This window comes from Kitasatospora purpeofusca (genome assembly GCF_000718025.1).
Lineage (GTDB): Bacteria > Actinomycetota > Actinomycetes > Streptomycetales > Streptomycetaceae > Kitasatospora > Kitasatospora purpeofusca.
Genome location: NZ_JODS01000041.1, coordinates 1 through 7412 on the forward strand (window position 1 = coordinate 1; position 7412 = coordinate 7412).

Genomic DNA, 7412 nt, shown 5'->3' on the forward strand with positions numbered 1-7412 from the left:
ACTGCCACTCCCGCAGCGCGCCCATGGCCTCGCGCACCCCGGCCACGGCCGGCGTCCCCAGCACAATTGTCATGCCCGGGATCCGACACCCCCGCCCGGGAACCCCGCAACCCATTAACCGCCGCACCGGCCCCACCAAGGAGACAGGCTCCTGGTTCTTCGTAGTCTTTCGAGTCGCCCGGCTGTTCCGGTTCGGCCGGGTCCGACTGGCGTGCCCGTGGTCGGGGGTGGCGATCACCAGCGTCCCGGGGCGGCGGGTGGCGTAGTCCCGGGCGACCGCGACCGCGTGGCCGAGGGCCACCGTTCCGCCCATCCGTCCACAGGGGTCGGCCTCGTGGCCCTGCTTGTCGGCGGAGGCGCCCTCGAGGAGCCCGGTCCTCAGCCCGGTTACTGCGCGGAGGACGCACCCTGTCCCACTTCGCCCGCCCGATCCGGCAACGGCTCACCCTCCGCACGTTGCCCGAACGCCCTGCTTCTCCGTTCGTCCTGCGAGTCCGTCCCGTCCGGCCCGTTCCGGGTGAGCGGGGGGCTATCCCGGAAGGCGGAAGAAGGAGCGGTAGAGCGGCAGTTGTTCGGTGAGCATGTGGATGCCGGGGTGGGTGGCGAGGCCGAGGGTGGCGGCGGTGCGCAGCAGGGGGGTTTCGGCTGGGGTCATGATGATGTCGGCGACCAGTGCGCCGGGTGCCAGCGGTGCCGGGTCGAAGGGGAGCGGGTCGGTCGGGGCCAGGCCCAGGGGGGTGGCGTTGACCGCGAGGTCGACGTCGGAGGGCGGGTGAGGGGCGGTGGTCACGCGGTCGGGCCAGCGGGTGCCGAGCCGGTCGAGGAGGGCGTTGACCCGGTCCCGGTCGGGATCGGTGACGGTGAGTGCGGCGGCTCCTTCGGTGAGCAGGGCGGCGGCGATGGCGAGTCCCGCGCCTCCGGCGCCGGCCAGTGCCACGCGCAGTCCGGCCGGGTGGTGGCCCGCGGCGGCCAGGCCCCGGACGAAGCCCGCGCCGTCGAAGTTGTCGCCGTACCAGCGGCCGTCCGGTTCGCGGCGCAGCGCGTTGGTGCTGCCCAGCAGGGCGGCGGCCTCGCTGAGTTCGTCGGCGTGCCCGCACATCGCCAGTTTGTGGGGGACGGTGACCAGCAGCCCGTCCAGGTTGGCGACGGCCTTCAGCCCTCGCACGACCTCGTCGAGCCGGTCCGCCGGGGCGTGCACGGGGACGAGTACGGCGTCCACGCCGCTCGCCGCGAACAGCGGGTTGAGCAGCGCGGGTGCCTTGGCCTGGGCGATCGGGTCGCCGAGCACTGCGAACAGCCGGGTGCGGCCGGAGATCGGCGGTCCGGAGATCGGCGGTCCGGCGGTCGGCGCGGAGGGGGGAACGGGCACCTCAGGCCTCCCAAGCCGCGCGCGGCATCGCGTCCAGGGTGCGGGCGACCAGTGACTCGGGGACGTCGCTGACGAGTTCGGCGCCGCCCGGGCCGTCCAGGACGAAGGAGAGCCCGTCGACGGCCTTCTTGTCCAGCCGCATGAGGGCGACCAGCGCCCCGGTGTCGACCTCCGGCGGCAGCGCGGTGGGCAAGCCGTAGTGGGCCACCACCTCGTGGTGCTCGGCGACCCGCGCGGGGCCGATCCGGCCGAGTGCGCCCGCCAGCCGGCCGGCGAAGACCGTGCCGATGCCGACCGCCTCGCCGTGGCGCAGCCGGAAGTCGGTGGCGCGTTCCAGCGCATGGCCCAGGGTGTGGCCGTAGTTGAGGATGTGCCGCAGCCCGGCGTCGCGCTCGTCGGCGGCCACCACGGCGGCCTTGCGGGCGACACTCGCGGCGATCTGCTCGGGCAGCGGCAGGTGGCGGAGGTCCCCGGCGCCGATGAAGTGGCAGCGGGCGATCTCCCCGTAGCCGTTGACGCGTTCGCGCGGCGGGAGGGTGCTGAGGTAGTCGGTGTCGCAGAGCACGGCGGACGGCTGCCAGTAGGCGCCCACCAGGTTCTTGCCCTCCGGGAGGTTCACCGCCGTCTTGCCGCCGACGCTCGCGTCGACCTGGGCCAGCAGGGAGGTGGGCAGGTGCACCACGGGCACTCCCCGGTGGTACAGCGCGGCGGCGAGCCCGACCGCGTCGGTGGTGGTGCCGCCGCCGCAGGAGACCACGGCGTCCGCCCGGCCCAGGCCGAACGCGGTGAAGCGGCTGCACAGTTCGGCCACCCAGGCGAGGGACTTGCCCTCCTCGCCGTCCTTCGCCTCCACCACCAGGGTGTCGAGGCCGGTGTCGGGCAGCCACTCGGCGGGCCGGGCGCTGACCACCGCGACCCGGCGGGCGCCGATCCCCGCGAGTACCCCGGCCAGCCGGTGGCGGGCGCCGGGGCCGATCAGCACCGGGTAGCCTCGATCGCCCAGTTCCACGTCGATGCGGCGCAGCCCGCCGTCCGTGCGGACGTGGGGTGCGGAAGGGACGGGGGTTTCTGTCGTGGTCAACTCGGCTCCCAGGGGTGGTCGGTGTGGTGGCGCTCGGTGGAGCGGCTTCAGGACACGGGCTGCAGCCGCGCCAGCGCGAGGGCGCCGTGCAGCGAGGACAGCCCGCCGAGCACGGCCGGCCGGATCACGGGGGCCGGGACGCCGGGGCGGGCCAGCGCGGCGGCGTGCGCCTCGACCCGCGCCGTGAAGCCGGGCAGGCCCTCGGCGAACCCGCCGCCCAGTACGGTCAGTTCGGGGTGGAACAGCTCGCCGAGCGAGACGGCCGCCGCCGCCAGCGCGGCACAGGTCTCCTCGACGGCCTCCACCGCCCACGGTGCGCCCTCGGCCAGCCCGGTCCGCAGCTCCGCGTACTCGACCGGAGCGCCGAGCAGCAGTTCCGCGCGCCGCAGGGTCGCCGGACCGGAGGCGGTGGCCTGCAGGCAGCCGCGCCGCCCGCAGTCGCAGACCGGGCCGCTGCGGTCGACGATCACGTGTCCCGCCTCGCAGGAGCCGCGCCCCGGGCCCGGCAGCGGCGCGCCCTCGTGCACGACACCGCCGCCGATGCCCGTCCCGACACCCAGGTAGACCACGTTCCCGGACCCGGCGTGCACGGCCTCGGCGAGCGCGGCGAGATCACCGTCGTCCGCCCAGGCCAGCGCGGCGGTGGGGAAGAGCCGCCGCAGTGCCGGGAGGAGGTCGAAGCCGCGCCAGCCGGGGCGGCCCGGCCAGGCGAGCACCCGGCCGTCCGGGCCGACGGTCGCGGGCACGGCCACCCCGACCGCCGCGAAGTCGCCCTCCCAGCGCTCGCGCAGGTCGGCGACCGTGCCGGCCAGCGCCGTCCAGTCGGCGTAGGCGCCGGCCACCCGGGCGCCGGGCCAGCGGAGCACGGCTTCCTCGGTGCGGACCGGCCCGCCCGGCGGGCCGTCCTCGGCGCGCAGTGCCACCTTGGTGCCGCCGATGTCGATGCCGAGCACGCCCCGGGCGGCCGTCGGGGCCTGGGCCGGGGCTACGGCCTGGGTCGGGGCTACGGCCTGGGTCGGGGCCTGAGGAGTGGAGCCCTGCGCCGTCGCGAGGCCCATCAGGACGCCGGGACCTTCGCCAGCAGCGCCTGCGCCGCCAACCGGTAGCCGAGTGCGCCGAGCCCGACGATCACGCCCGAGGCCAGCGGCGCCAGTACCGACTCGTGCCGGAAGGACTCGCGCGCCCAGACGTTGGACAGGTGCACCTCGACGAACGGCCGCGGATACGCGGCGAGCGCGTCGCGCAGGCCCCAGCCGGCGATCATCAGCGCGCCCGGGTTCACGATCGCCCCGACGGAGCCGTCCCAGGCGTCCTGCACGGCCTCGATCAGCTGACCCTCCGACTCGCGCTGGACGGAGACCACCTTCCAGCCCCGGCCGGCCACCTCGGCGGCGACCGCGGCCTCGATGTCGGCCAGGGTGTCGGTGCCGTAGACCTCCGGTTCGCGGCGGCCGAGAATTCCGAGATTGGGGCCGTTCAGCAATAGCAGTTCGCTCATATTCCGGTTATAGCAGCGAGTTTCCCGGAGGAACCCCCCGGATGGCTTCCGAGCTGCAGGACAAGGGCTTTCTAGGGGGGTGTGTAGGGGAGGTGACGGGCCGCATTTCCTGGGTTAGCGTGCCGTTCCACGGTCCCCCGAAGGAAAGGCTGCGCGGAATCATGACTGCCCAAGGACGTCAGGCCCCGGAGTTCCCGGTCTGGCCGCAGTACGACGAGGCCGAGCGCGAAGGACTGCTCAGGGCGCTGGAGCAGGGCCAGTGGTGGCGGATGGGCGGCAAGGAGGTCGACACCTTCGAGCAGGAGTTCGCCGACTACCACGGCGCCGCCAAGGCGCTCGCCGTCACCAACGGCACCCACGCGCTGGAGATCGCCCTCCAGCTGCTCGGCGTCGGCCCGGGCACCGAGGTCATCGTGCCCGCGTTCACGTTCATCTCCTCCTCCCAGGCCGCCCAGCGGCTCGGTGCCACCGCGGTGCCGGTCGACGTCGACCTCGACACCTACAACCTGAGCCCCGAGGCCGCCGCGGCCGCGATCACCCCGCGGACCCGCGCGATCATGCCGGTCCACATCGCCGGCCAGATCGCCGACCTGGACGCCCTCGGCAAGCTCGCCGCCGACTCGGGCGTCTCGATCGTGCAGGACGCCGCGCACGCCCACGGCGCCCGCTGGCGCGGCCGCCGGGTCGGCGAACTGGGCTCGATCGCCGCGTTCAGCTTCCAGAACGGCAAGCTGATGACGGCCGGCGAGGGCGGCGCCGTCACCTTCCCGGAGACCGCCCAGTACGACGAGGCGTTCCTGCGGCACAGCTGCGGCCGCCCGCCGACGGACCGGAAGTACTTCCACCAGACCTCGGGTTCCAACTTCCGGCTCAACGAGTTCTCCGCGAGCGTGCTGCGGGCCCAGCTCGCCCGCCTGGACGGCCAGATCAGCGTCCGCGAGGAGCGCGCCAAGCAGCTCAAGAGCCTGCTGACGGAGATCCCCGGCGTGGTGCCGCAGGGCCACGACGAGCGGGCCGACCGCGTCCCGCACTACATGGCGATGTTCCGGGTGCCCGACCTCGGTGAGGACCGGCGCAACGCCCTGGTCGACGACCTGATCGCGCGCGGCCTGCCCGCCTTCGTGGTCTTCCGCGCCATCTACCGCTCGGACGGCTTCTGGGAGTCGGCCGCGCCCGACACCACCGTCGACGCGCTGGCCAAGGCCTGCCCCAACAGCGAGGCGCTCACCGCCGACGGCATCTGGCTGCACCACCGCACCCTCCTCGCGAGCGAGCAGGCGATCGAGGACACCGCGCAGATCATCGCCGACGCCCTGGCCGCGGTGTGAACGCGCGGGTGAGCACCGCCGGACGGGGGCCGGACGACCCGGTGCGGGTGGCCGTCGTCGGCCTCGGCTGGGCGGGCCGCACCATCTGGCTGCCCCGGCTGGCGGCCCACCCGGCCTACCGGGTCACCGCCGTCGTCGAGCCCGGCCCCGGCGGCGCGGAGCACGTGCCGTCCGGCGCCGCCCTCCTCGCCGACGCCGATCTGCTCGGGCCCGACGTCGACCTCGCGGTCGTCGCGGTGCCCAACCACCTGCACACCCCGGTGGCCGAGCGTCTGCTCGCCCGCGGCATCCCGGTGTTCCTGGAGAAGCCGGTCTGCCTCAGCGCCGCCGAGGCGGACCGGCTGGCCGCCGCCGAACGCGCCGGCGGGACCGTTCTGCTGGCGGGCAGCGCCGCCCGCTACCGGCCGGACGTCGCCGCCCTCACCGAACTGGCGGCGGACCTCGGCCCGATCCGCCACGTCGACCTCGCCTGGGTCCGCGCCAGCGGTGTCCCCGACGCCGGCGGGTGGTTCACCAGCCGGCGGCTCTCCGGCGGCGGCGCCCTGGTCGACCTCGGCTGGCACCTGCTGGACACGGCGCAGGCCGTGCTCGGCGGCGACGTCCGGTTCCCGTCGGTGCTCGGCTCGCTCTCCGCCGACTTCGTCAACGACGGCAGGCGCGGCGCCGGCTGGCGCGGCACCGAGGGGCCGGACGGCGCGGGCGACGTCGAGGACACCGCCCGCGGCTTCCTGCTCACCGACACCGGCGTCTCGGTGGCGGTGCGGGCGAGCTGGGCCTCCCACGAGTCCGTCGACACCACCCGGATCACCGTGGAGGGCGCCACCGGGTCCGCGACCCTGGAGTGCACCTTCGGCTTCAGCCCGAACCGCCGGGTCCCGCGCCTCACCCGGACCCGCGACGGCGTCACCACCGAGGTCCCGCTGCCCGGGGAGGCCGTCGGCACCGAGTACGTGCGCCAGCTCGACGAACTGCCCGCCCTGCTCGCCGACCCGGCCTCGCGCGGCGCGGCCGTGAACCGCGCCCACCACACCATCTCGGTCATCGAGCGGCTCTACGCGGCGGCCCGCGCCCCGCGGTCGCGGCTCGCCGACGAGGCCGCGGCCCTCGCCGTCTGACCGCCGCCGTCCGACCGCCCACGCCGTCCGCTCGTCGTCGGCGGACGACCTTCCGCCCCCGCCGCGCCGAGCCGCGGCTCGACCGAGCAGCCCCCGTGCCCCGGCCCCGGAGGCCGTGCCGATCCCGTCGGCCCCGGGGCGTCAGGCCCGGTCACCCGTCCGGGCAGCCCGCCGTCCCATGGAGATCCCATGCCGATCGACCAGCCCACAGCCACCGCCCCGACCACCGGACCCGACGGACACGCGCTCGCCGCCTCCCTCCCGCTGCGCGCCGTGGTCTTCGACCTCGACGGCGTCATCGTCGACAGCTTCGACGTGATGCGCCGGGCGTTCCTCGCCGCCTACGAGGAGGTGGTCGGCGACGGCAACCCGCCGTTCGAGGAGTACAGCCGCCACCTGGGCCGCTACTTCCCGGACATCATGCGGATCATGGGTCTGCCGCTCGCCCTGGAGGAGCCCTTCGTCCGGGAGAGCTACCGGCTCGCCCCCGAGGTCACCGTGCACGCCGGGGCACGGGAACTGCTCGTCGAGCTCAACCGGCGCGGCATCCGGCTGGCCGTGGCCACCGGCAAGAGCGGCCCCCGGGCCCGCTCGCTGCTCGACCAGCTCGGCCTGCTGCACCACTTCGACCACGTGCTCGGCTCCGACGAGGTCGCCCGGGCCAAGCCCGCGCCCGACATCGTGCTGCGCGCTCTGGAACTGCTCGACGTGCCGGCCGAACGGACCGTCATGGTCGGCGACGCCGTCACCGATCTGGCGAGTGCCCGGGGCGCCGGGGTCGGCGCGATCGCGGCGCTGTGGGGCGAGACCGACGAGGCGGCGCTGCTCGCCGAACGGCCCGATGCGGTGCTGCGCCGGCCCGCCGACCTGCTCGCGCTGCTGCCCGAGCCCGCCCCGGTGCACTGACCGGCCCACTGACCGGCCCCGAGTCCGGACCGCCCGGCCGCCCCACCGGCCGGGCCGGTCCGCCCGCCGTGCCCTGCCCTGCCCTGCCCCGCCCCGCCCCGCCGTGCCCACGCCC

General features: G+C 75.4%; 7 protein-coding genes and 1 pseudogene. 3 read left to right on the top strand and 5 right to left on the bottom strand.

The genetic code is table 11. The annotated features are described in order from the left end of the window. Positions 1 to 172: 172 nt before the first annotated feature. The 5 genes and pseudogenes from IF01_RS51460 to IF01_RS0136560 all read right to left on the bottom strand — a co-directional run. Positions 173 to 382, bottom strand: a pseudogene (locus IF01_RS51460) (alkaline phosphatase); the annotation flags it as partial. Positions 383 to 529: 147 nt separating this feature from the next. Continuing rightward, positions 530 to 1369 carry a shikimate dehydrogenase family protein gene (locus IF01_RS0136545; RefSeq protein ID WP_244215738.1) on the bottom strand — a complete coding sequence of 280 codons (840 nt, stop codon included), beginning with the start codon at positions 1367 to 1369 and terminating at the stop codon, positions 530 to 532. Between the two features lies 1 nt (position 1370). After that, positions 1371 to 2393 (bottom strand): 3-dehydroquinate synthase family protein, encoded by a 1023-nt coding sequence (locus IF01_RS0136550; protein WP_030397943.1) that lies wholly within the window; start codon positions 2391 to 2393, stop codon positions 1371 to 1373. Between the two features lie 104 nt (positions 2394 to 2497). Then, positions 2498 to 3508 carry an ROK family protein gene (locus IF01_RS0136555; RefSeq protein ID WP_078880631.1) on the bottom strand — a complete coding sequence of 337 codons (1011 nt, stop codon included), beginning with the start codon at positions 3506 to 3508 and terminating at the stop codon, positions 2498 to 2500. Then, on the bottom strand, positions 3508 to 3948 hold the full coding sequence (locus IF01_RS0136560) for a type II 3-dehydroquinate dehydratase (RefSeq protein WP_030397945.1): 441 nt from the start codon (positions 3946 to 3948) through the stop codon (positions 3508 to 3510). The genes IF01_RS0136555 and IF01_RS0136560 overlap by 1 nt, the downstream gene beginning before the upstream one ends. 161 nt (positions 3949 to 4109) lie before the next feature. Between IF01_RS0136560 and IF01_RS0136565 the strand changes: the two genes are divergently transcribed. The 3 genes from IF01_RS0136565 (at position 4110) to IF01_RS0136575 (ending at position 7297) form a co-directional block, all read left to right on the top strand. Further along, complete coding sequence (locus IF01_RS0136565; protein WP_030397946.1) at positions 4110 to 5276, top strand: DegT/DnrJ/EryC1/StrS family aminotransferase; 1167 nt, start codon at positions 4110 to 4112, stop codon at positions 5274 to 5276. Between the two features lie 8 nt (positions 5277 to 5284). After that, positions 5285 to 6391: a Gfo/Idh/MocA family protein gene (locus tag IF01_RS0136570; protein ID WP_244215739.1), complete on the top strand. Its 1107-nt coding sequence runs from the start codon at positions 5285 to 5287 to the stop codon at positions 6389 to 6391. Between the two features lie 189 nt (positions 6392 to 6580). Next, positions 6581 to 7297 carry an HAD-IA family hydrolase gene (locus IF01_RS0136575; RefSeq protein WP_078880632.1) on the top strand — a complete coding sequence of 239 codons (717 nt, stop codon included), beginning with the start codon at positions 6581 to 6583 and terminating at the stop codon, positions 7295 to 7297. Positions 7298 to 7412 lie beyond the last annotated feature (115 nt).